22 protein-coding genes are annotated in these 26,046 nt (G+C 66.7%); 13 read left to right on the top strand and 9 right to left on the bottom strand.

The features are described from left to right. The first annotated feature begins 21 nt into the window (after positions 1 to 21). Together LRG07_RS03830 and trpD are read left to right on the top strand one after the other, a co-directional pair. Positions 22 to 1,014, top strand: coding sequence for a zinc-binding dehydrogenase (locus LRG07_RS03830; RefSeq protein ID WP_238641823.1), 993 nt, complete (start codon positions 22 to 24; stop codon positions 1,012 to 1,014). Between the two features lie 26 nt (positions 1,015 to 1,040). Then, entirely contained in the window at positions 1,041 to 2,123 is a 1,083-nt protein-coding gene (gene trpD, locus LRG07_RS03825) for an anthranilate phosphoribosyltransferase (protein WP_238632817.1), read from the top strand. A gap of 77 nt (positions 2,124 to 2,200) precedes the next feature. Here trpD and LRG07_RS03820 read toward each other — a convergent pair whose 3' ends face one another. Together LRG07_RS03820 and LRG07_RS03815 are read right to left on the bottom strand one after the other, a co-directional pair. Then, on the bottom strand, positions 2,201 to 2,713 hold the full coding sequence (locus LRG07_RS03820; RefSeq protein WP_238641822.1) for a DsbE family thiol:disulfide interchange protein: 513 nt from the start codon (positions 2,711 to 2,713) through the stop codon (positions 2,201 to 2,203). A gap of 103 nt (positions 2,714 to 2,816) precedes the next feature. Next, positions 2,817 to 4,439 (bottom strand): alpha/beta-hydrolase family protein, encoded by a 1,623-nt coding sequence (locus LRG07_RS03815; RefSeq protein WP_238636428.1) that lies wholly within the window; start codon positions 4,437 to 4,439, stop codon positions 2,817 to 2,819. 210 nt (positions 4,440 to 4,649) lie between these two features. On the opposite strand from LRG07_RS03815, the gene LRG07_RS03810 reads away from it, so the two are divergent. The 4 genes from LRG07_RS03810 (at position 4,650) to LRG07_RS03795 (ending at position 7,551) form a co-directional block, all read left to right on the top strand. Then, entirely contained in the window at positions 4,650 to 5,087 is a 438-nt protein-coding gene (locus LRG07_RS03810) for an NfeD family protein (RefSeq protein ID WP_201167477.1), read from the top strand. A gap of 145 nt (positions 5,088 to 5,232) precedes the next feature. Continuing rightward, the gene (locus tag LRG07_RS03805; protein WP_238636427.1) at positions 5,233 to 6,435 is read left to right on the top strand and encodes a Na/Pi symporter; all 1,203 of its coding nucleotides are present in this window, start codon (positions 5,233 to 5,235) and stop codon (positions 6,433 to 6,435) included. A gap of 21 nt (positions 6,436 to 6,456) precedes the next feature. Then, the gene (locus LRG07_RS03800; protein ID WP_201167471.1) at positions 6,457 to 7,137 is read left to right on the top strand and encodes a PhoU domain-containing protein; all 681 of its coding nucleotides are present in this window, start codon (positions 6,457 to 6,459) and stop codon (positions 7,135 to 7,137) included. A 99-nt stretch (positions 7,138 to 7,236) separates the two neighbouring features. Then, positions 7,237 to 7,551, top strand: a complete 315-nt coding sequence (locus tag LRG07_RS03795; RefSeq protein ID WP_201167469.1) for a hypothetical protein — start codon at positions 7,237 to 7,239, stop codon at positions 7,549 to 7,551. Here the strand turns inward: LRG07_RS03795 and LRG07_RS03790 are convergent. Next, on the bottom strand, positions 7,548 to 9,185 hold the full coding sequence (locus tag LRG07_RS03790; protein ID WP_238641821.1) for a glycerol-3-phosphate dehydrogenase/oxidase: 1,638 nt from the start codon (positions 9,183 to 9,185) through the stop codon (positions 7,548 to 7,550). The genes LRG07_RS03795 and LRG07_RS03790 overlap by 4 nt on opposite strands. A 180-nt stretch (positions 9,186 to 9,365) precedes the next feature. Between LRG07_RS03790 and glpK the strand changes: the two genes are divergently transcribed. From glpK to LRG07_RS03775, 3 genes are read left to right on the top strand one after another with little or no spacing between them, the layout of a single operon-like run. Next, positions 9,366 to 10,862 carry a glycerol kinase GlpK gene (gene glpK, locus LRG07_RS03785; RefSeq protein ID WP_201167464.1) on the top strand — a complete coding sequence of 499 codons (1,497 nt, stop codon included), beginning with the start codon at positions 9,366 to 9,368 and terminating at the stop codon, positions 10,860 to 10,862. A 59-nt stretch (positions 10,863 to 10,921) separates the two neighbouring features. Continuing rightward, entirely contained in the window at positions 10,922 to 12,529 is a 1,608-nt protein-coding gene (locus LRG07_RS03780) for a BCCT family transporter (RefSeq protein ID WP_207189755.1), read from the top strand. After that, positions 12,526 to 12,966 (top strand): hypothetical protein, encoded by a 441-nt coding sequence (locus LRG07_RS03775; protein ID WP_201167444.1) that lies wholly within the window; start codon positions 12,526 to 12,528, stop codon positions 12,964 to 12,966. Before LRG07_RS03780 ends, LRG07_RS03775 begins: the two co-directional genes overlap by 4 nt. Positions 12,967 to 12,972: 6 nt before the next feature. Here the strand turns inward: LRG07_RS03775 and LRG07_RS03770 are convergent, their stop codons facing one another. Together LRG07_RS03770 and LRG07_RS03765 are read right to left on the bottom strand one after the other, a co-directional pair. Further along, positions 12,973 to 13,629, bottom strand: a complete 657-nt coding sequence (locus LRG07_RS03770) for a metalloregulator ArsR/SmtB family transcription factor (protein ID WP_201167441.1) — start codon at positions 13,627 to 13,629, stop codon at positions 12,973 to 12,975. Between the two features lie 117 nt (positions 13,630 to 13,746). Then, positions 13,747 to 14,094 carry a carboxymuconolactone decarboxylase family protein gene (locus tag LRG07_RS03765; RefSeq protein ID WP_201167428.1) on the bottom strand — a complete coding sequence of 116 codons (348 nt, stop codon included), beginning with the start codon at positions 14,092 to 14,094 and terminating at the stop codon, positions 13,747 to 13,749. Between the two features lie 224 nt (positions 14,095 to 14,318). On the opposite strand from LRG07_RS03765, the gene LRG07_RS03760 reads away from it, so the two are divergent. Both LRG07_RS03760 and moaA read left to right on the top strand, forming a co-directional pair. Beyond that, positions 14,319 to 14,813, top strand: a complete 495-nt coding sequence (locus LRG07_RS03760) for a disulfide bond formation protein B (RefSeq protein ID WP_238632557.1) — start codon at positions 14,319 to 14,321, stop codon at positions 14,811 to 14,813. Between the two features lie 30 nt (positions 14,814 to 14,843). Next, complete coding sequence (moaA, locus tag LRG07_RS03755) at positions 14,844 to 15,863, top strand: GTP 3',8-cyclase MoaA (protein WP_201167385.1); 1,020 nt, start codon at positions 14,844 to 14,846, stop codon at positions 15,861 to 15,863. Positions 15,864 to 15,883: 20 nt separating this feature from the next. On the opposite strand, the gene LRG07_RS03750 is transcribed toward moaA, so the two are convergent. The 4 genes from LRG07_RS03750 to LRG07_RS03735 are packed head-to-tail and all read right to left on the bottom strand — an operon-like array spanning position 15,884 to position 19,810. Continuing rightward, positions 15,884 to 16,321: an amino acid-binding protein gene (locus LRG07_RS03750; protein WP_201167384.1), complete on the bottom strand. Its 438-nt coding sequence runs from the start codon at positions 16,319 to 16,321 to the stop codon at positions 15,884 to 15,886. Between the two features lie 2 nt (positions 16,322 to 16,323). After that, positions 16,324 to 17,661: a phenylacetate--CoA ligase family protein gene (locus tag LRG07_RS03745; protein ID WP_238641820.1), complete on the bottom strand. Its 1,338-nt coding sequence runs from the start codon at positions 17,659 to 17,661 to the stop codon at positions 16,324 to 16,326. Between the two features lie 11 nt (positions 17,662 to 17,672). Continuing rightward, on the bottom strand, positions 17,673 to 18,218 hold the full coding sequence (locus tag LRG07_RS03740; RefSeq protein WP_238641819.1) for an indolepyruvate oxidoreductase subunit beta: 546 nt from the start codon (positions 18,216 to 18,218) through the stop codon (positions 17,673 to 17,675). Then, the gene (locus LRG07_RS03735; protein WP_201167381.1) at positions 18,215 to 19,810 is read right to left on the bottom strand and encodes a thiamine pyrophosphate-dependent enzyme; all 1,596 of its coding nucleotides are present in this window, start codon (positions 19,808 to 19,810) and stop codon (positions 18,215 to 18,217) included. The genes LRG07_RS03740 and LRG07_RS03735 overlap by 4 nt, the downstream gene beginning before the upstream one ends. A gap of 242 nt (positions 19,811 to 20,052) precedes the next feature. Between LRG07_RS03735 and LRG07_RS03730 the strand changes: the two genes are divergently transcribed. Next, complete coding sequence (locus LRG07_RS03730) at positions 20,053 to 20,934, top strand: RnfABCDGE type electron transport complex subunit B (RefSeq protein ID WP_201167379.1); 882 nt, start codon at positions 20,053 to 20,055, stop codon at positions 20,932 to 20,934. 141 nt (positions 20,935 to 21,075) lie between these two features. After that, on the top strand, positions 21,076 to 26,046 hold the full coding sequence (locus LRG07_RS03725) for a 2-oxoacid:acceptor oxidoreductase family protein (RefSeq protein ID WP_201167377.1): 4,971 nt from the start codon (positions 21,076 to 21,078) through the stop codon (positions 26,044 to 26,046).

The raw sequence follows: 26,046 nt of genomic DNA, 5'->3' as shown, positions 1-26,046 counted from the left end.
ATGTTGGCGTGCAGTGGCTTGATGCCGGTGCGGGCACTGCGACTCGAGGCGCCGGGGCAGGCGCGGATCGTCGAACAGGCGCTGCCGGCGGATACGGCGGAGGAGGTCGTGCTGCACGTCCTCGCTGCCGCGATCTGTCGGACGGATGCACGCATGTGGCAGTCCGGACATCGAGATCTGGTGTTGCCCCGTGTCCTCGGGCATGAGCTGTGTGTCCGCGGCGAGGATGGGCGTCGCTATGCGGTCTGGCCCGGGGCGAGCTGTGGCCGCTGTCAGGCCTGCCGGTCTGGCGCCGAGAACCTCTGCCGGGCAGTGGCGGTTCTCGGGTTCCATCGTGATGGGGGCATTGCGCAGCGGGTGCGCGTTCCGCGTAGCAGCCTGGTGCCGGTACCAGGGGAGGTGCCGGATGCCGTGGTCTGTCTGGCCGAGCCGCTGGGCTGCGGCGTCAACGCGCTGAACCAGGCCGGGGTCGAGGCGGGGGAGCGGGTGCTGATCCACGGTGGCGGGCCAGTAGGGCTGCTGCTGGCGCTGGCGGCCCGAGCGCGGGGCGCCCAACCGCTGGTTGTGGAGGTCGATGCGGAGAAAGCCGCACTGAGCAGTCGCTTCCAGTCCCTGAGCGGCGTGGTGGTCACGCGGGAGGAGCCCGGGTATGGCTGGGACGTGGCCATCAACGCCACTTCGTCGAGCCACGCCGTGTGTGCGGGGCTTCAGCGGTTGCGCTCCGGGGGGCGATACGTCGTTTTCAGCGGCCTGCGGCAGGAGGCCGGTAGGAACGATCTTTCGCGCCTGAACGAGGTGCACTATCGGCAGCTGCATCTGGTGGGGGCTTTCGGGTGCACGCACGCCTCAGTAACGGAGGCGGTGGACCTGTTGGCCGGGTACCGGATGGCGGCCGGGGCGCTGATCGAGGCGGTGATATCCCTGGAGGAGAGCCCGGACGCCCTGCGTCGAGTGGGGCAGGGGGGTGTTCTGCGTTTTGTCGTGCGCCCGGAGGGGGCCGGTTACCAGGCTTGAAAGGCAACCGCTACAGGGAATCAGTTATGTCCAGTGAAGAAGAAGCACTGCGGGGCTTCGGAAAGATAATCAGCCGGGTGGCCCGTGGGGAGGAGCTGTCCCGGGAAGAGGCTGCGGACGCTTATCGGCAGGTCATCCTGAACGAGCAGCCCGAGCTCCAGCAGGGCGCCTTCTTGGCGGCCCATCAGGCCCGGGGACCCACTACCGAGGAGTTTTCCGGGGCCTGGGATGCCCTCGATGCCCACGATACGGTGAAGATTCACCCGCGGGTGGACGGCCCTGTGGGCGACATCGTCGGCACTGGCTCCGACTCCCTGAAGACGGTCAACGCATCGACCCCTGCGGCCCTGATCGCCGCCGCCTGTGGATTACCGGTGGCCAAGAAGGGGGCGCGACTGGTCACCGGGGTATCCGGCGCATCCGACGTCCTAGAGCGCCTCGGCGTAGACCTGGAGGCCCCGATGGCGCGGGCCGAGGCCTGCCTGGAGGCCCACGGCATTGGCTATTTGCCCGGCGAGGCGTTCCTGCGGTCTGGATGGGCGCGGCTGATCCAGCGCATGCGCTTTACGTCGGCGTTCAACATTGTCGGCCCGCTGGCCATGCCTTGTGCCCGTACCAGTCATATCGTGATCGGGGCCTATTCGCCCGGGGTGTGCGATCAGCTGGTGGCGATCCTGCGCGAGATCGGTATGCAGGCGGCGCTGGCCCCATTCGGTCGAGCCGAAGGCGAGGATCCGCGGTTCGGCATGGATGAAGTCTCGCCCTGCGGCCCGACGCGGCTCGTGCAGCTCAAGGCTGGGCGGATCGACACGTTCGAGGTGACCCCGGCGGATTTCGGGCTACCGACGCGGCCGCTGGCACAGATCGCCAGCAGTAATCGCGCCGAGGATAACGCGCAGCGCATCCTGGCGACCCTTGAAGGCCGCTACGATACGCCGGAGGCCGATTTCTTCGCCATGAATGCGGCCGCGTTGCTCTGGCTCGCCGACCGGGCCCCAAGCCCGGCACGGGCCACGGAACAGGCCAAGGAGGCACTGGCCACCGGGGGCGCACTCAAGAAGCTCGACGCGCTGCGTCGCGTCCAGGGAGGGGTCGGGGCGGTGGCGTAAGTGGGTGGGTGGCGGGGGGGGGGGGCCGCCCCCCCCCCCCCGCGGCCCCCCCGGGGGGGGGGCCCCAGCGCTGCGGTTCAATCAACCAGCGAGAGGATCTCCTCTTCCACCACCTCCTCATCGAGCGGCCCGATCTCCTTGTAGGTGATGGTGCCGTCCTCATCCAGTACGTAGGTCTCCGGGGTGGCGTAGACGCCCCACTCCATACCTGCCTCGCCCTCGGGGTCGTGGGCGATGCGATCATAGGGATCACCGCGCACCCGGAGATACTGCAGGGCCTGCGCGCGGTCGTCGCGGTAGTTAAAGGCGTAGACCTTGACCCCGTGCTCCGAGAGGCGCTCAAGGTGGGGGAAGTCCTCGTGGCAGACCGGGCAGGTGGATCCCCACACGTGGACGACAGCCACGTCGCCGACGAAATCCTCATGGGTGATCTTCTCGTCCCCATCGTGGAGGTCTTCCAGCTCGAAAGGCGGTGCCTGTTCGCCGACCAGGGGCGAGGGCAGCTCCTCGGAGTCCATGCCCAGGCCGACGTAGAGTAGACCCAGTACCGGCAGGGCGATGGCCAGCGGGATGAGGATGCGCTTGAGCATAGGTAACCTCTCTAAGGCATTCAAAAATATTCATTAAAAGGCGATCCACCCTTGCCTGGCAAGTGGACCGGAACGCCACCGCGGGGTTCCCCGGGCGCTGCCTTCAGCCGCCCAGATGCTGGCGTAGCTGATCCAGATCGTCGCTGTCCCAGCTCTCCGGCTCGGTGAGATCAACCCAGGCGTCGATGTAGTCCTCCAATGCGTAGGTGTGTCCGTAGCCGGCTGGGGCGCCGCCGGCGGCCATGTCCGCGGCTAGTTGAAGCATGGTCACCACCGGGTACCAGCGCAGCTCCGAAGAGACGTCCGGCCCGCGGGGCTCACTCATCCAGTCGGGTTCCCGGTAAAGGATGCTTGGGCTGAAGAAGGTGATCGGATCGCTGGCGTATTGCAGGAAGGCAATCCGGAATGGTCCCCATTCCTCGCCGGCGGCATCGAGCCGGGTCTCCTGATTCATGAAGCGGACCACCTCACCATCACGGAACTCCGGCAGCCAGGCCGGCGATCCCTCATCGCGGCGCTCGGTGACGGTTCGCCAGGTCTCGCTGCGAAACGGGGGACCGCTCCAGAGGGCGCCGTCGAAGGGGTCCTGGATGATATCGAAGACGTCGAAGGCGCGATCGGAGTTGAGGGCACCCAGGCTTAGTCCGTGGAGATAGAGCGCCGGGCGATCATCCTCCGGCAGCGTCCGCCAGTGTCCGTAGACGGCCTCGAACAGGGCCCGGGCCATCTCCGCCCCGTATCCCCCCTCCACCATCAGGGCCAGCGGGCTGGGCAGGTAGGAGTACTGCGCGGTGACCGTGGCAATGTCCCCGCGGTGGAGGTACTCCACCGGGTCGGCGGCCGCCGGGTCGATCCAGCCGGTTCCGGTGGGTGTGGCGAGGACCAGCACCGAACGCTCGAAGGCGTCAGTGCGGTGAAGCTCCTGAAGGGCAAGGCGGGCGCGCTCCTCGGGCGTCTCAGCGGCGTTCAGGCCGATATAGATGCGGATGGGCGTGGGGGTCGGCTTATCGATAAACGACTCGAGCTCCGTCGCCGTGGGGCCCGAGGAGACGAAGCTGCGGCCCTGACGGCCGAGATCCTTCCAGTCGACGAACGAGTCCGGGCTGCCTGCGCGTTCGGATTCACTCGGACGCTCCTGATCCGCCTCGATGAGGGCGTCGACCTGCTGGTAGGAGCTGTCGGCAGCGCGCAGGGCCATGGTGAACAGCACGCCGTCGATCACCGCCCAGAACAGGCCCACGGCGACCACGACCCCGGCCAGTTGCGACACCCGGCGGGGGATGTAACGCTGCAGGCGCTGGGACAGGAAGCGGAAGGTCCCACGGAAGAGCCGGGCCAGGAGCAGGGCGGCGGCAAAGACCAGCAAGGCAACCAGCGCGGCACCGATCGGTGGCAGCCCGCCGGCCGGTTCCAGCTCCATCTGTGCGCGCACCGCATCCTGCCAGCCGGCCGCGCGCCACATGAAGGTGACCGCGACCAGGGCGCAACCGGCCACGGCCAGCCAGCGCACCATGCGCTCGAGCCGCCCGCGCAGCTCGGGGAGTTGCAGGTAGTGCCACAGCCCGCTCATCCCGGCACCAATGGCGTATCCCGCGGTCAGGGACAGGCCGGAGATGGCGCCCTGGAAGGCGAAGGGGCGGGGGACCAGGCTCGGGGTCAGCGAGAAGGCAAAGAACAGGGTGCCGAGCAGCAGGCCGACAGTGGATAAGGGGCCGATCAGTCGCATCAAAGACCTTCGTTGATGAGCCAGGGAATAGAGCCGGCGTCCGGTTTCGGCCGCTCAGGATAGCGTACCCCGGGGTGGGTGCGGCTAGCCGGCGAAAAAATCGCCACCTGCCGCAGGTCCGCACGGGATCGGGGCGGGGCAGGGTTTTCCACAGGGCCTTCCACAGTTTTTGTGGATTAGACTGAAAGTGGCCGCGAGCTGGAGGTGTGCATGTTCGACCCATCCTGGATCTGGCTGGCCGGCGGCATCCTGCTACTCGTGACAGCGGCTCTCTTCGGTGGTCACCTGTTCCTGGTGGATCTGGCCGTGGCCGCCTTCGTTCTGGCGGTGGTGACGTCAGTGAAGGCGGACATGGCCGTCTCTCACCAGCTGCTGATCTATCTGGTCACCACACTGATCCTCCTGCCGACCGGTTACCGCCTTGCGCAGCGTTTTGCCGGGGCCTACGCCCACCGGATGGTCGCCCCGGCCGATGCCTATGCAGGACGATGCGGTGTCCTGGTTCGGCGGGGGCAGGGGATCGGAGTGCTGGTCGATGACGAGGTCTTCCCCGCGCGCGGGGCCGACGGGCAGGAGCTGCGTCCGGGCGATCGGGTGCGTATCGAGCGGATGGTGGGGATCACCGCCTGGGTGCGCCCCTCGGGGTGACCCTGGGCAGGGCGCTCGGCCTATTGGCTGCAATGAAACTGTAACTTGACTGTCATGAGCCGGGTGGGCAGCTTACGGTTCGCCCGGCCGCGGGGCTTCGCGGTGCGTGCCGGGTGACCGTTCTGGACACAGGGGCGACCAGCTGATGGCACAAGGCAAATCAGCCTCCGCTGCCGGGGTGGACCCGGCAGTCGTCCGGCATCGTGAGGTGCCGGCCTGGCTGCGCGGGGTCTATGCCGGGCTCTGTCTGTACCTCTTCCTGGCCGCGCTGAACGTCATCGGCAGCGGGCTGGGGACTTTCGGCGAGGCCAGCGACTTCCTCGTCCGCGCCTTCGAATATGGCGAGAACCCGTTCATCGCGCTACTCGGTGCCGTGCTGGTCACGGCCATCGTGCAGAGTTCATCGTTCACGACGGCGCTGATCGTCACCTTGGTGGCGACCGGCGAGATGACCCTGGGCACGGCGGTGTTCGCCATCATGGGCGCGAACATCGGCACCTCGGTCACCGCCCTCCTCGTGGCGCTGGCGAATATGCGCATCCGCCGGACCTTCCGGCGCTCGTTCACTGCGGCGCTGCTCCACGACTTCTTCAACATCCTCACGGTTGCCGTGCTCTTCCCGCTGGAGTGGGTGACCTCGGCTCTCGCCGAGAGTGGCCGGGGCGTGATCACCCAGACCGCTGCCTGGCTTGCCGAGTTGGTCGGTCTGCCGGAAGTGGCGCGACCGGACAGCCCGGTGGGGGTGGTGACCGCGCCGATCGTGGCCGTGTTCGAGTCGGGCGGGAGCGCGCTGGCGTCGACCGGGGGCACGGAGGGCCTGCTGGTGGCTGCCGGCGGCCTGGTGCTCATGTTCTTCGCCCTGGTGCTCATGGTGAAGAATCTCCGCGGGGCCCTGCTGCGGCACATGGACGGTCTGTTCCGTAGCTATTTCTTCCGCACGGATCCGCGCTCCTACGGGATCGGGGCGATCTCCACGGTAATGGTCCAGTCCAGCACGATTACCACGAGTCTGATGGTTCCCCTGGCCGGCGCCGGTGTGGTGCCCATGCGGCGGGTCCTGCCGTTCATGATGGGCTCGAATCTCGGGACCACCGCGACCAGTGTCCTGGCTGCTACGGCCAACCCCGTCTCGGCGGCGCTGACCGTGGCCTTCGTGCACGTGCTGTTCAATCTGTTGGGCACGGCGATCTGGTATCCGTTACGCTATATACCGATCCGCATGGCCAGCTGGTACGGCCGCCTGGCCGGGCGCAGCATGCCGTACGCGTTCCTGTTCCTGTTCTTGGTATTCTTGGTGCTGCCGCTTGTCGGGCTGGCAGTCACCGAGGTGTTGCTCATTCACCGTTAAACGCTCCCACCGGAGATGGCGATGTTCCGCGAAATCCTCAGTGCCTTTGCCCGAGAGACGGCCGTCGACCGTGCCTTTGCGGAGCTGGAAGCCATGCTCCAGGACGGGGCGTGGATGTTCGAGCGGGCCAACGAGGTGCTGCACAGTCGGGTACCGGCGGAAAAGGCCGAGGACGCGATCTACGAGCGGGATCGGCGGATCAACGCCCGCGAGCGCTCGGTCCGCCGCAAGCTCCTCCGCCACCTGACGGTGAACCCCGGCTACGATGTCCCCGTTTGTCTGGCGCTACTGAGTGTCTCCAGGGATGCGGAGCGCATCGGCGACTACTGCAAGAACGTCTTTGAAATCGGGCGCTTCTACACACGGGGCTTCCACGTTGCGAAGTACCACCAGCCCCTGGAGGAGATCGAAGGGGAGTTAGGCGGGATTTTTCGCACGTTGGCCTCGGCGTGCCGGGATCCGGACCAGCAGGAGGCCGCCCGTGAGCGCCGCGAGCAGGCGCGGGACATCCAGCGCCGCTGCGATCAGCTCATCGAGGAGCTGTTCGAGGACGAGGGCGAGATCGAATTCCACGAGGCGGTGGCGTATTCGCTGCTCGCTCGCCACTACAAGCGTGTGGCCGCGCACCTGACCAACATCGCCAGTGCGGTGCTCGGCGAGCTGGCCGAGCTGGACTTCGAGCCGGGAACCGGGGGCGACTGATATCCCCCCTGTACCGCCTTCCCGGCCGTGGCCGGGACCGGCTGAGGCCGCTATGATGGGGACCGTTCCGTCCGGTTCAGCGAGAAGGGACGCGCTGCCATGGCCGACCACGGTCTGACCCTACTGCTGCTGATCTTCCTGGCCCACGTTGCCGCCTTCGGCGCGGCCGGGCTGCGCCGGCGCGAGCCTTACTACGCCGCCACGGTTCTGACCTTCACGATCCTCAGTGCATCGGTGGCCGTGCGCCTCTATGCACCGGGGTGGAGCGTGACGGACCATCTACCGCTCTACGAGCTGCTGCGCTGGCTTGCCCTGCCGGCTGCTGCCGTCTCCATCATCTGGACCGTGCTGCGCGTCCGGGCTCGCCGGGCCCAGCAGCGGGCCGCCGCCGAGCAGGCCCGGCCGATCCGCTAGGGTGCCGAGGCGGTCGTCTGCGGGCAGAACCGGCCGATGTAGGTGCGGAATCCTTCCGCCTCTGCTGCCACACGGTCACGGTCCCACCCGAGGTGCGCTCCGGCGATACACGCCGCGCTATCCACCGCATCCAGCCCCGCCGCCGGTCCCAGACCGACCATCGTGCGACGCATCAGGGCGTCGGTGAGCGTCTCGGACATCTCCGTCTCGAAAGCGTGGATCAGCTCCGCGGCGACGGCCCCAGTCTGCGGGCTGAACACCTCCTGCAGTCGAGGGTCCGCGCTCATGCGTGCAGCGATCTGCTCGGCCTTGACGCCGTAGAGCGCCGCCAGGCGTTGGGCCAGCACCGGGGTTAGCCCATGGGCTGCCGCTAGGCGGCGCCGAAACGTCTCCAGGTCCGGGGTCGCAGCTCCCGGGAGAGGCCGCCGGCGCGTCGGGCACGGGGGCAGCTGCCAGCCGCGGGACCGGCCGATCCGCTCCACTGCTTCCTCGGCCAGGTGGCGGTACGTGGTGAGTTTGCCGCCAATCACCGACCACAGCCCTGGTGCCTGATCCTCGTGGTCGACGATCAGGTGGCGCCGGGTGATTGCCCCTGTTTCTCCGGCGGCGACGTGGGGTAGGGGGCGCACACCGCTGTAGGCGTACAGTACCTGGCTGCGCTCGAGCCCTGCATCCGGCAGGAGCCGGTTGGTCTCATCGAGGAGGTAGCGGATTTCGTCCTCGGTGGGGGCTGCGGTCCCGGGGTCTGCATCGTAGCGGGTATCGGTGGTACCGATCAGATAGAGCCCGTTCCAGGGCAGTGTGAAGTAGGGGCGCCCATCCTCTCGGGCCTCGGCATAGAGCGCGTGGCCCGGAGCACCGGGGAAGGGGGGGGCGACGATGTGCGTGCCCTTGGTGCCGCCGATGCGCCGCGGGAACTCGGGTGCGGTGGCCTCAAGGAGGTGGTCGACCCACGGGCCGGCGACATTGATCACCGATGCGCTTCGCGCCCTGGCGGTTTCGCCGGTGAGCTGGTCCTCGATCTCGACCCCGGTGACACGACCCGTGGCCGCTTCCCGTTGCACCCGCCGCGCCCGGGCGTGGGTATAGACCGTGGCTCCGTGGGCACGGGCGCAGAGGAGATTCTCCAGGGTCAGCCGCTCCGGGTAAGCGACTTGGGCGTCGTAATAGCGCGCGGCGCCGAGTAGGCCCTGCTCGGCCAGGCCTGGTTCGGCGGCACGGACTGTGGCGCGGTCGTACATGCGGTGGCAAGGCAGGCTTTTGTCCATGGAGAGGAAGTCGTAGGCGAGCATGCCCAGGCGCACCATTCCGGGGCCCCGCCGCTGGCCGGCGTAGAGAGGGATGAGCAGGGGCAGGGGCGTGACCAGGTGGGGGGCGGTGCGCAGCAGGATCTCGCGATCGCGCAGAGACTCCCGGACCAGCCCGACCTCGCCGTGTTCGAGGTAGCGCAGCCCGCCGTGGACCAGGCGGCTGTTCCAGGCGGAGGTGGCACCGCCGATATCGTCCTGTTCCAGGACCAGTACCCGGAGTCCGCGCAGCGCTGCGTCCCGAGCGATGCCGGCGCCATTGATCCCGGCGCCAATGACGATCAGGTCGTAGGGGTGTTCGAGCTCCGCGGGGATCCGTCCACTCATCGGGCTGGCTCCTCGGTTGCAGCGTGGGAATCTGGTGCCACCAGCGTGAACCCTAGCAAGAAAGCGCACAGCAGCGGCAAAGTCTCGCGAGCCTCTTTGCAATCGTCGGCCGGGCAGAGATGATCGGGGCAGCGGCCCGCGCTGAAAGCAGGCCGGGGGACGCAGCGAAGGAGTCGAACCATGCAGCAGCGCTACATCCTGGCCCTGGATCAGGGCACCACCAGCTGCCGTGCGATTCTCTTTGATCAGCGGGCGCAGATCGTGGGCGTCGCGCAGAAGGAGCTGACGCAGTATTACCCGCACCCGGGCTGGGTGGAACACGACGCCATGGAGATCTGGGGCGCGCAGATGGGGGTGGTGCGGGAAGTTCTCGAGGTGCATGGGGTCAAGCCGGCCGAACTCCACGCCATCGGGATCACCAACCAGCGCGAGACCACCGTGATCTGGGATCGTCACACGGGGCGCCCGATTCACAATGCGATCGTCTGGCAGGACCGACGCACGGCCGCCCTGTGCGAGTCGCTCAAGGAGCGCGATCTGGAGCGGAAAGTGCGTGACACCACCGGCCTGGTGATCGATGCCTACTTCTCGGGCACCAAGATCCGCTGGTTGCTCGACAATGTCGCGGGAGCACGCGAACGAGCCGAGCAGGGTGAGCTGCTGTTCGGCACCATGGATACCTGGCTGGTCTGGAATCTGACCCGCGGGGCATGCCACGTCACCGACTACAGCAACGCCTCGCGCACCATGCTCTACGACATCCATCGCCTGGCCTGGGACGACGAACTGCTTGAGGCGCTGGCGATCCCGCGGACGCTGCTGCCGGAGGTGCGCCCCTCCTGTGGGCATTTCGGGACCACGGACCCGGATATGCTCGGCGGAGCACAGATCCCCATTGCCGGCATCGCCGGAGATCAGCAGGCGGCACTGTTCGGGCAGGCCTGCTTCGAGCCGGGCATGGCCAAGAACACTTACGGCACCGGCTGTTTCCTGCTGATGCATACCGGTGAGCAACCCGCGGTCTCGGAGTCGGGCCTGCTCACCACCATCGCCTGGGGCATTGACGGTCGGGTGGAGTACGCCCTCGAGGGGGCGATCTTCATCGCCGGCGCCGCCATCCAGTGGCTGCGCGACGAGCTGAAGCTGATCGACTCGGCGGAGGATTCGGAGTACTTCGCCGGCAAGGTGCCAGACGCCGGTGGGGTCTACGTCGTACCGGCTTTCGCTGGGCTCGGTGCCCCGTACTGGGACATGTACGCCCGGGGCGCGATCTTCGGGCTGACGCGGGGGACGCGGAAGGAGCATGTCACCCGCGCGACCCTGGATGCGCTGGCCTATCAGACCCGGGACGTGATCGATGCCATGGGGCGTGACTCCGGGCTGCCGCTCAAGGCGCTCCGAGTCGACGGCGGGGCCGTGGCCAACAACGTGCTGATGCAGTTCCAGGCCGATGTGCTGGGGGTGCGGGTGGAGCGGCCCGAGATCACCGAAACCACCGCCCTCGGAGCCGCTTACCTGGCGGGTATTAACGCGGGCGTCTGGGATCAGGGGAGCGTGGCCCGCCAGGTCGCCTTGGAGCGGGTCTTCGAACCGTCGATGGCGGAGGAGGAACGTGATCGACTCTACAGCGGTTGGCAAAAGGCTGTGCGCCGGAGCATGGACTGGGAGCGAACGTAGCATGACCGCCCCCTCGCGCGTCCGTCGGGGTGGTCGATCCGCGTCCCTTGGGTGGGTATATGTATCCTAGGGTCTTTCTGCCGGCAGCAGCCCTGGTGGTGACCCTGGTGGTGGCCGCCGCCGTCTGGACCGAGGCGATGGGTGATGGGATCGCCCGGCTGCAGACGTTCATTGCCGTCGAGCTGGGTTGGGTCTACACCGGTGTCGTTGCGTTCCTACTCGGTTTCGTTTTGGTGGTGCTGCTGCGTCCTGATTTCCGCAGGCTGCGTCTGGGGCCGCCCGACTCCTATCCGGAGTACAGCTACCTGTCGTGGTTCGCCATGCTCTTCTCGGCGGGTATGGGCATCGGCCTGCTGTTCTACAGCGTTGCCGAACCGCTGATGCACTTCGCCGATCCGCCCCGGGCCGAGCCGGGTACGCCGGATGCGGCCCTCGAGGCGCTGCAGATCACTTTCTTCCACTGGGGTTTGCACCCTTGGGCGATCTACATCATCGTCGCGCTCTCGCTGGCGTTTTTCTCCTACCGCCACGACTTGCCGTTGTCTCTTCGCTCGGCGCTCTACCCGCTGCTCGGACAGCGTATACACGGCGTCATTGGCGATCTGGTCGACACCATGGCGGTGGTGGGGACCGTGCTCGGAGTGGCGACATCCCTGGGGTTGGGGGTTATGCAGGTCAACTCCGGATTGGCACGGGTCGGGCTGCTGGAGGAGTCACTGACGCACCAGATCGGGCTGATCATCGCCATCATGGGGGCGGCGACCATCTCCGTGGTCAGCGGATTGAACAACGGGATCCGTCTTCTCTCACGCGCCAATCTGTTCCTCGGTGCGGCGCTGATGTTGTTCGTGCTGATCGCCGGGCCGACCCGGCTGGTCCTGGCCGGCTTTTTTGAATCCCTCGGCCACTATGTGGACGGCCTCGTGGAGCTGACCTTCCGCACCGACGCCTTTCGGAGCCCCGACTGGCAGGCCGACTGGACGCTGTTCTACTGGGGGTGGTGGATCTCGTGGTGTCCGTTCGTGGGCATGTTCATCGCCCGGGTCTCCCGCGGGCGGACGGTGGGGGAGTTCATCCTCGGCGTGTTGTTGGTACCGACGCTGTTCACCTTCGTCTGGCTGACCGCCTTCGGCGCGGGTGCACTGCATCTGGATCAGGCCGGCGCCGGCATCGCGGCAGTGGTACAGGAGAGCGTGCCGCAGGCGCTCTACGCCATGCTCGAGGCGCTGCCCCTGGCGGCGATTACGGTTCCACTGGCTACCGCCGTGGTGGTGGGCTATTTCGTGACGTCGGCAGACTCGGGGGCGCTGGTCATGAATGTCCTGGCCTCCGGCGGCAACCCCAATCCGCCGCTGCTGCAGAAGATCTTCTGGAGCACCATGACCGGTGCCGTGGCCGCGGTGCTGTTGATCGCCGGCGGGCTGCAGGCCTTGCAAACAGTCACCATTGCGGCGGCGCTGCCGTTGTCACTGATCCTTCTGCTCATGGCCTGGGGGCTGTGGGCGGCGTTCCGTGCCGATGCGCAGCAGTCGGACATGATCAGCCCCATCCCCGAGCCGAAGCTAGAACGGCTGTTCCGCTATCTGGATGAGCGCCGGCGGCGGCGCCGTGGATGGCCGCCGCGGGGCAGCTCGGACACTCCGCAGACAAGGACGAAACGTCAATGAGACGCTGGCTGAGAAAGCTCCTCAAAAGCGGCGAACCCCAGATGGCCGATGCCGAGGCGGCGCAAGCACAGCTCCGTGACGCCGAGCAACAACTTGAGCAAAGCTTCCGGGAGGCGGTGCTGCCCGGCTTGTGGCGGGCCCGCGACACCCTGATCGCCGAGGGGTTTGCCGCCCTTGTCGAGCACAACGAGCACTGGGCCAGATTGATGGTCGCAACCGACTCGGAGGGAAGCTGCGTCTACACCGTGGAGGGCCGCCTCTATCACAAGCCGTCCTTTGCGTTCCCTGCGCTGCACGGGGACACGGCGCGGCCGCAGTATCCGGTCCTGCACCTGGAGTGTCAGGGGCAGGTACGCGAATGGCGCCCGGAGCAGGTGGATGCCGAGACGGTGGCGGCCGACGCCGAGGGCGAGTGCCGCAAGTGGTTGAACTGGTAAAAACTCTTATTGAACCGGGAGCCCCTCGGCCTTCCACTCCGGGAAGCCTTGGTTGAGCCGGGTTGCGTCAACGCCTTGGCGGCGCAGTCGACGCACGGCGTCGCGAGCCAGGGCGCAGAACGGTCCCCGGCAGTAGGCGACCACCTGTTGCTCGGCGGGCAAGTCTTGGAGCCGGGCCTCGAGTTCATCCAGGGGTACGTTGATGGCGCCCGGCAAGTGTCCGGAGGCGTACTCCTCGGGCGGGCGGACGTCGATCAAAGTGACTTCGTTACGCTGCAGGCGCTCAAGGAGCTCCGCCGACGAGAGCGTGTCCAGGTCCTGGTGGTCCTCGAAGTACTGCGCAATCAGCTGATTGACTTCGGCTATGTTGCGCTCGGCCACCCGGCGCAGGGTCGACATCAGGGTCAAAACCTCCTCGTCGGCGAGCGCGTAGTAGACGTACTTACCCTCTTTGCGGGCGGTCACCAGGCCGGCGCGCCGGAGCTGCTGCAGATGTTGCGAGACGCTGCCCACGGGCAGCTGGGTCAACTGCGTCAGGGCCTCGACGCTGCGTTCCCGCTGCGCAACTAGCTCGAGCAGTTCCAGGCGGTATTCGTGTCCCACCGCCTTGGCGATGACCGCGAACTGCTCGAGCACGCGACGTTTGGGGATTTGCTGTTCCATGGATTCCAGGCTGCACTCCGGTGTGCCGTACGGTAGGGAGCAAGTGGTCTTCCCTACCGTACGGCGTGGTTTTGATGCTTATCAAGCGCTCCCTTTTGGAGTGGACTTTTTACCGCACTAACGATCCGCGGCGAACTGGTCGAAGGCCTCTAGGGCCTGGGCCCCGTAGGTCATCGAGGGACCGCCGCCCATGTAGACCGAGACACCGATCATCTCGAGGATCTCGTCGCGGGTGGCGCCATGCTTGGCCGCGGCCTTAGTGTGGAAGGCGATACAACCGTCACAACGGGTCGCCACACTGATCGCGACCGCGATCAATTCCTTGGTCTTGGGCGAGAGCGCCCCGTCGGCGGTCGCGGCCTGGGCGATGGCCGAGAACCCCTTGGCAACATCTGGCTGGCCCTTGCGGACCTCCTTGAACAGCGCGGAGAGTTCGTCGGCGGTGCTGGCCCAATCCTTGTACATGGGTGGATCCTCTTGGTTGCGGTCGTGGAAACGGCAAGGTTACGGCGCGATTCTACATGGATCGATAGAACTGCATCGATAGTGTGTCGGGGTAGCCCCGACGGGTAGAGGCGGCGAGGGGGCCAAGGACGGGGCAGGTGGTCGGGATGAGCAGCTGGTCCCGTCTCAGGGCTGCTATCATCGCTGCACCCAGTCCGACGCGTGAAGGAATTGGTGTACCGGTAATGAGCGAGACACGTGGACAGCGGGGCCGAGCCCTTTTGGGGCTGGTGGCCGTGGTGGCAGCGGCGGCAGGGGGGATTGTTGCCGGGGCGGAGCATTGGGGGGGGCTGGAGCCGTGCTCGCTGTGCTGGACGCAACGCGGCATTCTGGCCGCCCTCATGCTCGTGGCGTTGCTCGGCGTGGTGTTCTGGCCGCGCCGGGGCTGGTGGCGGTGGAGCCTGGGCGGAGCGTTGGCTGCGGTAACCGCCGGGGGTCTAGCCGCCGCTGGCCGCCACCTCTATGTCATGTGGAATCCGGAGGTGGTCGATTGCGGGATGAGCCCGGAAGTCATGCTGCAGATGCTGCCCTGGCGGGAGTTCCTCGTCGAGCTGGTGACCGGCAACACGGACTGTGCCGAAGCGGCCGCGCTGTTTGGGGTTCCGCTTCCGTTTGCTAGCTTCTTCGGGTTTACGGTCCTCGGTGCGGCATCGCTGTACGCCGTTTTCCGGTTGCGCTAAGGGGGTGGACGCCGGTCAGTGAGGGCTGCCATGTCGTCCGATTCTCAGCCGCTGGTTGATGCCCACGGGCGCCGGATCGACTATCTGCGCCTGTCGGTCACCGACCGCTGCGATCTGCGCTGTCTCTACTGCATGGGTGGAGAGGTGCGTTTCGTCCCGCGCTCCGAGATCCTCTCCCTAGAGGAGCTAGAGCAGGTGGCGGTGGCCGTCGTCGGTCTGGGCGTGCGGAAGGTCCGAATCACTGGAGGGGAGCCCCTGCTGCGGCGGGGGGTGCTGGGGCTCGCGCGGCGTCTCGGAGCCATCGACGGGCTCGAGGAACTGGTGATGACGACCAATGCCACGCAGCTGGCGCGCTACGCGAGGGAGCTGCGGGCGGCCGGCGTGCAGCGCCTGAATATCAGTCTGGATACGCTCGACGCCGATCGCTTCCGGCAATTGACCCGGACCGGACGGCTGGACCAAGTTCTCGAGGGCATCGAGTCGGCACGGGGGGCTGGTTTCAAGCGTATCCGCCTAAACACCGTTGCGATGCGCGGCCGCAACGACGACGAGATCCTATCGCTGGTTGATTTTGCGCTGGCGCGGGGGATGGACATCAGCTTCATCGAAGAGATGCCGTTCGGCGACGCCCAACGTCATGTCCGGGGCGAGGCCTTCATGGGCTCGGCCGAGGTGCGGTCGCTGATCGAGCGTCGCTACGACCTGGAGGATGCCGAGCCGCGGCCGGCCGCCGGCCCCTCGCGGGAGTTGCAGGTGTCCGGGAGCGCTACCCGGGTCGGCTTCATCTCGCCCCACTCGGGATGTTTCTGCCCGGCCTGCAATCGGGTTCGGGTGACCGTGGAGGGGCTGCTTTTGCCCTGCCTGGGCGACGAGGGTGCCGTCGATCTGCGCGGGATCCTGCGCGCCGGCGACGATGCCGTAACCGTTCGGGAGCGTCTGCGCGCGGGGGTTCGCGACGCCCTGGCACGCAAACCGGCCCGGCACGGGTTCGCGGCACCCGGAGTCAGCCAGCCGCGGGTGGTGCGGTTCATGAGCGCCACCGGCGGCTGAGCCGTTCCCCGGGGATCGGGTCAGTCCGCGCGGGTGAGCCAGCGCACCGGATCGAGGACATGGATCTGTCCGGCCTGCAGCGTGGCAATCGCGGCGTCCGGATCCTCAAAGCGCATGAATAGTACGGCCCGGCCCGGTTCGCCAAAGGTGAAGGCGTAGGTGTAGAGCACGTTATGGCCGCCCTGTTCGAGGACCTCCAGGACGTAAGCCATACCGCCGCACTCATCGGCCACTTCCAGCCCCACCACCTCATCGACGCGAACGGCGCAGCCGGCCTCCTCAAGCACGCGCTTGGCGCGCTCCCAGTCGGCGACGATCAGGCGCAGGATGCCGAACTGGTCCGCGTCGGCCAGGGAGAGGGTGCGGATGTTGATGCCTGCCTCCGCGAGGATTCGGCACGGTTGCTTGAGGTGTGCAGGTTGGTTCTCAAGGAAGAGTGATAACTGCTTGAATTTCATGGTCACCCCTCGCGGTTATCGAAAACCCGCTTCGCCTTGCCCTCGCTGCGTGGGAGACTCTGAGGCTCGGCGAGGCGGACACCGACGCGCAGCCCGATGATGTGCTCGAGGGCGTCGGCGATCTGCCTTTGCAGCGCCTCCATCCCCCCGACGGTATCACTCAGCACCGCCTCGGTGACCTCGACGGCGACCTCCATCTGGTCGAGGCTCCCCTGGCGGCTCAGGGTGATCTGGTAGTGGGGCAGGGTCCCTTCAACCTGCAGCAGCGCGGTCTCGACTTGGGCCGGAAAGACATTGATACCGCGGATGATGAACATATCGTCGCTGCGCCGGCCGATGCGTTGGATGCGCCTTATGGTCCGGCCGCAGCTGCACGGCTCGGGGATGATGGTGGTCAGGTCCCGGGTCCGGTAACGGATCATCGGCATGGCCTGCTTGCTCAGGGTGGTGAGCACCAGCTCGCCTTCCTCGCCGTCGGGCAGCGGGGTGCCGGACTCGGGGTCGATGATCTCCGGGTAGAAGTGATCCTCGAAGATGTGCAGGCCGTCCTGAGCGCAGCACTCGCTGCCCACGCCGGGGCCGATGATCTCGGAAAGGCCGTAGATGTCGTACGCACGAATACCGCTCTCCTGCTCGATGCGCTGGCGCATTGCCTCGGTCCACGGCTCGGCGCCGAAGATCCCCACACGCAGGGGCAGGTTCGGCCAATCGATGTCTGCCTCGCGGGCGCGTTCCAGCAGATGAAGGAAATAGCTGGGGGTGGCGCACAGCGCGGTGACCCCGAAATCGCGCATCACCATCATCTGCCGCTCGGTGTTGCCCCCGGAGATGGGGATGACCGTGGCCCCCAGTTCCTCGGCGCCGTAGTGCGCGCCAAGCCCCCCGGTGAACAGCCCGTAACCGAAGGCGTTCTGCACCATGTCGCCGGCATGGACGCCACAAGCGGCGAAGGTCCGGCTCATGACCTCGGACCAGACGTCCAGATCGTCCCGGGTGTACGCCACCACGATCGGCTTGCCAGTGGTTCCGCTGGAGGCGTGCAGGCGGACGATCTCCTCACGCGGGCTAGCAAACAGGCCGAAGGGGTAGGTATCGCGCAGGTCGTTCTTGACGGTGAACGGCAGATGCTGGATGTCGGCCAGCTGACGCAGGTCGGAGGGTTGCACCCCCCGCTGCTCGCAACGCTCGCGGAACAGTGGTACGCGCTCGTAGGCCCGCGTGACCATGCCCTGGAGACGAGTGAGCTGGAGCTCGCGCAGCTGCTGCTCCGGGAGGTAATCGGGGGCGCTGCGCGGGTTGAAGGTCGGCTGATCCGGAGTCGGTGCGGCTCGGTCGTGCATGGTCTCCCTCGTCACAGAGTGGGTCGGGGGCGTGAATGGCTGGTTAGAGTGCCGAACAGGGCCTCGATGCCCCGCGCCTGGCGGAATACGCGCAGGTTCATCTCGTGGAGCTTATCGGGCAGCTGACCGCGGATGGCGTCGATCCAGTGCGTCTCGTCGATGTCGAGGTGGGCACTGAGCACGCCGAGCAGTGCGACATTGACCATGCGGGCGGCGTGCTGCGATGCCTCGTCCTGGAAGAGCTGCGGGACGGCGTCGGGCGTGATCAGGCGCCCGTGAGGGGCCAGCCGATGGCGGTTGGGCAGGACCTGGGACGATTCCGAGATGATCAGGAAGTCGGCCTCGGCGTGCGGCACCATCGGGCTGTGGACCCGGGGCCCGAAGCGGATGTCGCTGCTGACCGACCCGCCTCGTTGACTCATGCCGTGGATCTCGCTCTTCTTTACGTCGTGGCCGGCGCTGAAGGCGGCCTCGGCCAGGATGTCCGAGCCCGTGACGATCCCCTGGCCGCCGAGTCCGGCAATGACGATGTTGGTTACGCCGTGCTCGTCGCTCATGACGACGACTCCTGCTCGGCCTGAAGTGCGGCCAGGCGCCGGCTGGCCAGCGGGCAGGGGCGCCTGGCCACGATCAGGGTGAGTTCGTCGCTGGCCAAGGCGTCGGTGAGCAGTCGCTCGAACTCGTCCTGAGCCTCGACCGGATCCACCGTGTGCACCCGGGTGATGCCCATCGCCAGGGCGACGGCCTCGTAGTTGAGCTTGCTGGTGGCCGGGTGGTGGTCGATCTGTCGGCCTGTGCCCGGGTGCTCCTGGAGCCCGGTCATGGCTGTGGTGTCGTTGTCGAGTATGAGCAGCACGTGGCCGGTGGCCGGCGGGTTATAGGCCATCTCGGCCAGCCCGGGGAGGCCGGTATGCACGAAGGTGCTGTCGCCGATGACGCTCACCACCCGTCGTGCCTGGTCGGCGGGGAGGGCATGGCGCAGGCCGAGCCCGACGCCGACGCTCGCGCCCATGCATACGCAGGTGTCCATCGCCTCGAAGGGAGGCATGACGCCGAGGGTGTAGCAGCCGATGTCTCCGGCAACGATGCACTCGTGCCGGGACAGGGTCTGGAACACCTGTCTATGGGAGCAGTCGGCACAGAGCCGCGGCGGCTTGCCCGGTTCCTCCGGTTCGGGCTCCGGGCTCTCGTCGCCGGCGAGGATGCGGCGGACCCGGTCGGCGTTGAGCTCACCGAAACGGAAGCGCTCCGGCTTGCCCTCCACCGGGATGTCCGCTGCCCGAGCGGCGGTGTAGAGGTACGGATCCCCCTCTTCGATCACTACGCAACGGTCCACCTTGGCGGCGAAGGCGCGCATGGCCTCGATGGGTAGCGGGTGGGTCAGCCCCGGCTTGAGCAGGCGAGCTCCGGGGGCGGCCTCCCGGGCATGGGCTGCAGCCACGCCGTCGGCGATGATCCCCAGGCTCGTATCCTCGCCCTCCTCGACGAGCAGCTCCGCCGACACCTCGGAGCGCGCAAGGTTGGCCAGGCGTTCGCGCAGCCGGACGTGGGCCGGACGCGCGTAGCCAGGGATCATGACCCGACCGGGGATGTCCCGCTCGTACCGCGGCGCGGGCACCTGCGCCCGTTCGGTGCGGGTGCGGACCCGCCCCTTGGAGTGGCAGATCCGTGTGGTCAAACGCAGGATCACCGGCAACTGGAAGCGAGCGGAGAGTTCCAGGGCCTTGAGCGTATAGTCGTACGCCTCCTGGCTGTCGCCGGGCTCGAGCATCGGTGCCCCGGAGGCTTCGGCATAGCGGCGGGTGTCCTGCTCGTTCTGGCTGGAGTGCATTCCCGGGTCGTCGGCGACGGCGATGACCAGGCCCTCGGCTACACCGGTGTAGGTGGCGGAGAACAACGCGTCAGCGGCCACGTTGAGGCCGACGTGCTTCATAGTCACCAGGGCCCGGGCGTTGCCGTAGGCCACGCCGAGGCCGACCTCAAGGGCCACCTTCTCGTTGGGAGCCCACTGGGCACGCCCTCCGAGGTGGTCGAGGCGCTCGAGGATCTCGGTCGAGGGGGTTCCCGGATAGCCGGTACCCAGCGACACGGCGCCGTCGAGTGCGGCTTGGGCGACGGCTTCATTGCCTGTGAGGAATTGATCGGGCATGCACTGCTCCTGGGGACTGACTCGTTGTCCGGACTGCGATTTCAGGCCGGTAGAGCATAGAGAGCAAGGGGTGGGGGATCAACATGATGGGAGCGCGCGCGCGCGAGCGGGTGGTCGCGGGCACCGGAAAACCCATCGGGATTTGACCTGTCGACCTCTATGAGGGTAATTTCCACTCGCTATTGTTCACTGCACAATACCGTTAACACCATCGGGAAGGGACGCAGCGAGTGACTTCGGCAATGACACAGATCGCCCTGGCGGGCGGCGTGATGGCGAGCCTGGGTATCCTCCTGGCCGCGATGCTCGCCGTGGCCAATCGGCGGCTCTACGTCTACGAGGATCCGCGAATCGACGAGATCGAGGACCTGCTGCCTCGGGCGAACTGCGGGGCCTGCGGGGTCGCGGGCTGTCGCCCGTTTGCCGAAGCCCTGATCAACGGCGACACCCAGCCTTCCCGGTGTACAGTCAACTCCCCCGAGTTGAATCAGCAGATCGCTGACCTGCTCGGTGTCAGCGTAGGCGACCAGGAGCGGCTAATCGCCCGACTGGCCTGCGCTGGCGGCACCCACGTGGCGGCTACCCGGGCGCGCTACGAGGGGCTCAAGTCCTGTCGAGCGGCGGCGCTGGTCGCCGGCGGTGGCAAGGGCTGTGTCTGGGGCTGTCTCGGCCTTGGTGACTGCGAGGACGAGTGCGGTTTCGACGCCATTGAGCTCAACCGGTATGGCCTGCCGATCGTGGATGCCGAAAAATGCACCGGCTGCGGTGATTGCGTCGAAATCTGTCCAAAAGACCTCTTCAGCCTGCAACCCGAAAGCCACCGCCTGTGGATCAATTGCCGCAACCAGGATCCGCAGGACGAGGCCGAATCCCACTGTGAGGTCGTCTGCACTGCCTGCGGGCGCTGTGCAGCCGACGCGCCGGAAGGTCTGATCCGCATGGAAAATAACCTGGCGGTGATCGACTACAGCAAGAACGACCTGGCCTCACCAGTGGCGATCGAACGTTGTCCAACGGGCGCCATTGTCTGGTTGGAAGACGGTGAGCCCCGACGGGGTGCGGGCGCACGGAAGATCACCCGCAAAGAACCTCTACCGCGCATGGAACCCCTGCCTCGCGTCTGAGGCACAGCGCTACAGCCCGCATGGCTGGCCGGCCGGCATGCGCGCGGGCCGGCGCCGCGGTGTGGCGTCTGGCGGTTACAGGTACACAGATTTCGAAATGAGCACCGGTCCGGACGGACCGGGCAAGCTAGGGGAGGCGATATGCTTTTCAAGCGCACTACGTCGCAGGACCTGATGAAGTATCAGGGGATTCGCGGGGCGATGGACGGCAACAGTGCCGTCATCCAGTGCGAGCGCGAATCCTCGGACGCCGCCGGCGCCTACCCGATCACTCCGTCCACGGACATGGGTGAGATGTGGGCCGAGGAGGTCTCCAAGGGTCATATCAATGTCTCCGGTCGCTCGCTGATCTTCATCGAGCCGGAGTCCGAGCACGCCGCTGCGGCGATGACCGCCGGGCTGTCGATGACCGGCCTGCGGGCGATTAATTTCTCGTCGGCGCAGGGCGTGGCGTTCATGCACGAATCGCTCTATGCCGCTGCCGGCAAGCGACTGCCGTACATCCTCAACATGGGCTGCCGCGCCATCACCAAGGGCGCGCTCAACGTCCATGCCGGCCACGACGACTACCACTGTGTCGACGACACCGGCTTCTTCCAGGTCTTCGCCAAGAACGCCCAGGAGGCGGCGGACCTGAACATCATCTCCCACAAGATCGCCGAGCTAGCGCTCAACCCGGGTATCGTCGGTCAGGACGGCTTCCTGACCACTCACCTGATCGAGTCGCTGCGCATCCCCGAGCGGGAGCTGATCCAGGAGTACCTGGGCAGTGCCGACGATATCATCGACTGTCCGACCCCGGCGCAGCGGATGCTCTATGGCGAGCAGCGCCGCCGTATCCCCGCCATTTGGGATGTCGACAACCCGATGCTCTCCGGTTCGGTGCAGAACCAGGACGCCTACATGCAGCAGGTGGCGGCCCAGCGGCCGTACTTCTACGCCCACCTGCCCGAGATCGCCGACGCCTGCATGGAGGAGTTCTCCCAGCTGACCGGCCGGCGCTACAACCGGGTCTCCGGTTACCGGATGGACGACGCCGAGTACGTCATTGTCGGTCAGGGCAGCATGGTGGCCACTGCCGAGGCGGTGGCCGATTACCTGCGGGATACGCGCGGCATCCCGGTGGGCGTGGTCAATCTGACCATGTTCCGTCCCTTCCCTGGCGCCGACCTGGCCCAGCTGCTCAAGGGGCGCAAGGGCGTCGCCGTGCTCGAGCGCACGGATCAGCCGTTGGCCGAGGATCTGCCCCTGGCCCGCGAAACCCGGGCGGCACTGACCAAGTGCCTGGAGAACCGCATCGCCGGGGAAGGCAAACCGTACCCGGATTATCCGTCCTTCGGCGGCGGGGACATGCCGCGGATCTATTCCGGTGCCTACGGCTTGGGCTCGCGCGACCTGCAGCCCGAGGGGCTGATCGCCGCCGTGGAGAACATGCTCGGCGACGGGCCGCAGCAGACGTTCTTTTACCTGTCGGTGGACTTCATCCGGCCCAACCCGGCGACGCCCACCCAGGAGGTGCATCAGCAGAAGGTGCAGGAGGCCTACCCGGGTATCGAGAAGATGGCACTGCGCGGTTCCGAGAACCCGAGCCTGATGCCCGATGAGGCGATCACCGCGCGGCTGCACTCGGTTGGCGGTTGGGGCGCCATGACCACCGGCAAGAACCTGGCCATGACGCTCTTCGACCTGCTCGACTTCCACATCAAGGCGAACCCGAAGTACGGCTCCGAGAAGAAGGGGCAGCCGACCACCTATTACCTGGCTGCTGCGCCGGAGCCAATCCGGGTCAGCAGCGAGCTCAAGGAGGTCGAGGTTGTCCTGTCGCCGGACCCGAACGTCTTCGATCACTCCAACCCGCTGGCCGGCCTGGCCAAGGGCGGGACGTTCGTTATCCAGTCGAACCTGGACTCGCCGGCAGCCGTCTGGGAGAGCTTCCCGGCGGAGGCCCAGCGCTACATCGTCGAGAACGATATCCACGTCTACTATCTCGATGCGTTCAAGATTGCCCGGGACGAGGCCTCGGATGCCGATCTGCAGTTCCGCATGCAGGGCATTGCCTTCCAGGGCGCGTTTTTCGCGTCGTCGCCGCTTATGCAGCGCCGCGGCCTGACACGTGACTCACTTTTCCGCGCTATCGAGGAGCAGCTCGAGCAGAAGTTCGGCAGCAAGGGGCGCCGCGTGGTGGAGGACAACCTGCGGGTGGTCCGCCGCGGCTTCGATGAACTGGTGGAGATCACCGACAAGACCCTCAGCGGTGCCGTGGCGCCGGCTTCGGGCGAGCAGCGGGCCATGCCGGAGATGCCGGTGATGCTCAAGCGTCTGCCCAAGTCCGAGGATGCGCGTTCGGATATCCACCGTTTCTGGGAGCAGACCGGCAGCTTCTATGTCGCCGGGCAGGGCAGTGACAACCTGGCCGATCCCTTCATGGCGCAGTCGCTGATCCCGGCGTCCACGGCGATCTACCGGGACATGACCCAGGTACGCTTCGAGTACCCCGCCTGGGATCCGGCCAAGTGCACGGCCTGCGGGGACTGCTACGCGGTCTGTCCGGACACCGCACTGCCCGGGCTGGTCAACAGCATCGGCGAGATCTTCGACACCGGCGTGCGTCGTATCGAGAAGACCCAGCCGACACGCCATCTGCGGCGCGCCGTGCGCGATCTTGAGAAGCGGCTGCGCAGTGCGCTGCTCGAGGCCGGCGAGGAGGCCGACTTCCACGCTGAACTCGACGACTCCATCCAGCGCCTGCTGGCCGATAGCACGCTCGATGGCGGCGATAAGGAGCGTCTGGAGCGGGAGCTGGCATCGCTGCGCGAGCAGATCGGCGACTTCCAGTTCGCCGTCACCAAGCCGTTCTTCTCCGCGCAGGAGAAGCGCAGCCCCGGCAGTGGCGGTCTGTTCTCCCTGGCGGTCAATCCGTATACCTGCAAGGGGTGCATGGAGTGCGTCCGCATCTGTGACGAGGGTGCCCTCGAGGCGGTGACACAGACCCAGGACGACGTCGACCGAATGCGGCGCAATTGGGACTTCTGGCTTGATCTGCCGAGCACCAGCAAGGACTACATCCGCATCGACGACCTGGATGAGGGCATCGGCGCCCTGGAGACGCTGCTGCTCGATAAGACCAACTACGAGTCGTTGAACGCCGGCGACGGCGCATGCCTGGGCTGCGGCGAGAAGACCGCGGTGCACCTGTTCACCTCCACGGTCTCGGCGCTGATGCAGCCCCGGGTCAAGGAGCACGTCAAGAAGATTGACGACCTGATCGCCCGGCTGGAGCAGCACATCCGCCTCAAGCTGGCCGAGGGCATGGATATCTCCGACGTCCACGCGGTCCACGAGGCCATCCAGGCACACTCGGACCGTGACCTGACGCTCTCGCGCTTGTCCGGCACGCTGGATGAGGGGCGGGGCAGCCAGACTGTGGATCCCGACTGGCTGAAGTGGGCTACCGACGTGCTGGCCCGGCTCAAGGATCTGCGCTGGCGCTACACCGAGGGGCCGACCGGCCGCGGCCGTACCCACATGGGCGTGATCAACGCCACAGGCTGCACCTCGGTCTGGGGGAGCACGTATCCCTACAACCCCTATCCGTTCCCGTGGACCAGCCACCTGTTCCAGGACAGCCCGTCAATGGCAGTGGGCATCTTCGAGGGGCACATGTCGAAGATGGCCGATGGCTTCAAGGCCATCCGCATGGCCGAACTCGAACTCGCCGGCAAGTACGATCCGGCCGAGCACGACGCGTTCTTCGCCCAGTTCAACTGGGAGAACTTCACCGACGAGGAGTACGCCCTGTGCCCGCCGGTGGTCAGCCTGGGCGGCGACGGCGCCATGTACGACATCGGCTTCCAGAACCTGTCGCGGGCCATGATGTCCGGGAAGCCGGTGAAGGTGCTGGTGCTCGATACCCAGGTCTACTCCAACACCGGTGGCCAGGCCTGCACCTCTGGGTTCATCAGCCAGGTCTCGGACATGGCGCCCTACGGCAAGGCCTGGAAGGGCAAGAACGAGATCCGCAAGGAGATCAGCCTCATCGGCATGGCCCACCGCACCAGTTATGTCGCGCAGGGGACCATCGCCAACGTCACGCACCTGCTTGAGAGCTTCATCGAGGGTCTCAACACCCGGCGTCCAGCGGTGTTCAACGTCTACGCCGTCTGCCCGCCGGAGCACGGAGTGGGGGACGATGTGGCCTTCATGCAGTCGCGTATGGCAGTGGACGGCCGGGCCTACCCGCTGTTCCGCTACAACCCGGATCGCGGCACCACGTTCCGCGAGTGCAGTGATCTCGAGGGTAACCCTGAGGTCGAGCAGGACTGGCCGACGTACACCCTCAACTACCTCGACGAGGAGGGCGCGGAGCAGAGCATGGAACTACCCATGACCTTTGCCGACTTCGCGCTGACCGAGGGTCGCTTCCGCAAGCACTTCAAGCAGGTGCCGCCGGAGAAGTGGAACGACGACATGATCCCGCTGGTGGAGCTGCTGGAGCTCGACGAAGAGGATCGCGAGGGCCTGTTCCCGTACATCTGGGCCGTGGACAAGCAGAACCGACTGGTCCGGGTCATCGTCTCCGAGGAGCTGGTCCGCTCGACCGAGGAGCGACGTGACTTCTGGCATCAGCTCAAGGGTCTGCTCGGACTGGATCGTGAAGAGGTCGATGAGCAGGCCGTGGCTGCCCGGACGCGTCAGGAGATGGCGCAACGGATCAGCGCGGCCCTGGTCTCCATGGCCAGCGGCGAGGATTCCGGCCAGCTGGCCGGCGCGCTCGCCGCCCCCGAGTCGGCGGTGTCCTCCGCGGGCGCGCAGGGTCAGGGGGCCGATGACGGGGGCGCTGCCGATGCCGCGCCCACCGCAGCCCACGATCCGGTGTGGGTGGAGAGCAACGAGTGCACCGCGTGCGATGACTGCATCGACATCGCCCCCGGCGTTTTTGAGTACGACGACAACAAGCAGGTCGTTGTGAAGGATCCGAAGGGGGCGTCGTTCAAGGACATCGTCCGCGCGGCGGAGAAGTGCGCCTCGTTCGCGATCCACCCGGGCACCCCGTTCGACCCGAACGAGCCGGGCCTGGACAAGCTCATCAAGCGGGCAGAGAAGTTCAACTGA

Source organism: Halorhodospira sp. 9622, assembly GCF_022228025.1.
GTDB classification, from domain to species: Bacteria; Pseudomonadota; Gammaproteobacteria; order Nitrococcales; family Halorhodospiraceae; genus Halorhodospira; species Halorhodospira halophila_A.
This window is presented reverse-complemented; position numbering and strand designations above follow the sequence as displayed.

Coding starts and splice junctions, on each gene's coding strand:
- LRG07_RS03830 (WP_238641823.1), top strand. CDS start 22: ATGCCGGTGCGGGCACTGCGACTCGAGGCGCCGGGGCAGGCGCGGATC.
- trpD (WP_238632817.1), top strand. CDS start 1,041: ATGTCCAGTGAAGAAGAAGCACTGCGGGGCTTCGGAAAGATAATCAGC.
- LRG07_RS03820 (WP_238641822.1), bottom strand. CDS start 2,713: ATGCTCAAGCGCATCCTCATCCCGCTGGCCATCGCCCTGCCGGTACTG.
- LRG07_RS03815 (WP_238636428.1), bottom strand. CDS start 4,439: ATGCGACTGATCGGCCCCTTATCCACTGTCGGCCTGCTGCTCGGCACC.
- LRG07_RS03810 (WP_201167477.1), top strand. CDS start 4,650: ATGTTCGACCCATCCTGGATCTGGCTGGCCGGCGGCATCCTGCTACTC.
- LRG07_RS03805 (WP_238636427.1), top strand. CDS start 5,233: ATGGCACAAGGCAAATCAGCCTCCGCTGCCGGGGTGGACCCGGCAGTC.
- LRG07_RS03800 (WP_201167471.1), top strand. CDS start 6,457: ATGTTCCGCGAAATCCTCAGTGCCTTTGCCCGAGAGACGGCCGTCGAC.
- LRG07_RS03795 (WP_201167469.1), top strand. CDS start 7,237: ATGGCCGACCACGGTCTGACCCTACTGCTGCTGATCTTCCTGGCCCAC.
- LRG07_RS03790 (WP_238641821.1), bottom strand. CDS start 9,185: ATGAGTGGACGGATCCCCGCGGAGCTCGAACACCCCTACGACCTGATC.
- glpK (WP_201167464.1), top strand. CDS start 9,366: ATGCAGCAGCGCTACATCCTGGCCCTGGATCAGGGCACCACCAGCTGC.
- LRG07_RS03780 (WP_207189755.1), top strand. CDS start 10,922: ATGTATCCTAGGGTCTTTCTGCCGGCAGCAGCCCTGGTGGTGACCCTG.
- LRG07_RS03775 (WP_201167444.1), top strand. CDS start 12,526: ATGAGACGCTGGCTGAGAAAGCTCCTCAAAAGCGGCGAACCCCAGATG.
- LRG07_RS03770 (WP_201167441.1), bottom strand. CDS start 13,629: ATGGAACAGCAAATCCCCAAACGTCGCGTGCTCGAGCAGTTCGCGGTC.
- LRG07_RS03765 (WP_201167428.1), bottom strand. CDS start 14,094: ATGTACAAGGATTGGGCCAGCACCGCCGACGAACTCTCCGCGCTGTTC.
- LRG07_RS03760 (WP_238632557.1), top strand. CDS start 14,319: ATGAGCGAGACACGTGGACAGCGGGGCCGAGCCCTTTTGGGGCTGGTG.
- moaA (WP_201167385.1), top strand. CDS start 14,844: ATGTCGTCCGATTCTCAGCCGCTGGTTGATGCCCACGGGCGCCGGATC.
- LRG07_RS03750 (WP_201167384.1), bottom strand. CDS start 16,321: ATGAAATTCAAGCAGTTATCACTCTTCCTTGAGAACCAACCTGCACAC.
- LRG07_RS03745 (WP_238641820.1), bottom strand. CDS start 17,661: ATGCACGACCGAGCCGCACCGACTCCGGATCAGCCGACCTTCAACCCG.
- LRG07_RS03740 (WP_238641819.1), bottom strand. CDS start 18,218: ATGAGCGACGAGCACGGCGTAACCAACATCGTCATTGCCGGACTCGGC.
- LRG07_RS03735 (WP_201167381.1), bottom strand. CDS start 19,810: ATGCCCGATCAATTCCTCACAGGCAATGAAGCCGTCGCCCAAGCCGCA.
- LRG07_RS03730 (WP_201167379.1), top strand. CDS start 20,053: ATGACACAGATCGCCCTGGCGGGCGGCGTGATGGCGAGCCTGGGTATC.
- LRG07_RS03725 (WP_201167377.1), top strand. CDS start 21,076: ATGCTTTTCAAGCGCACTACGTCGCAGGACCTGATGAAGTATCAGGGG.